At 74.5% G+C, this 231-nt stretch carries 1 protein-coding gene; it reads right to left on the reverse strand.

Going from position 1 to position 231, the window contains the following annotated elements; all coding sequences use genetic code 11:
* A partial coding sequence (locus SB773_RS35020; RefSeq protein ID WP_410595198.1) for an ATP-binding cassette domain-containing protein occupies nt 1-231 on the reverse strand: 231 nt, incomplete at both ends.

Genomic DNA, 231 nt, shown 5'->3' on the forward strand with positions numbered 1-231 from the left:
GCCTGCACGATCACCAGCCGCTCCGCGAGAGCCTGGGCGTCGAGGATGCCGTGCGAGACGAGGATCGTCGTGGTGGCTCCGCGCTGTTCGCGCACGACCTCGCGCAGCTGGGCCGCGGCCTCGACGTCGAGCGAGGTGAACGGCTCGTCGAGCAGCAGCAGCCGCGGCGAGGCGGCGAGGGCTCGGGCGAGGGCGATGCGCTGGCGCTGTCCGCCGGAGAGCTCGTCGGGC

It is taken from the genome of Bacillus sp. SIMBA_074 (genome assembly GCF_046534555.1).
Lineage (GTDB): Bacteria > Bacillota > Bacilli > Bacillales > Bacillaceae_G > Bacillus_A > Bacillus_A mycoides.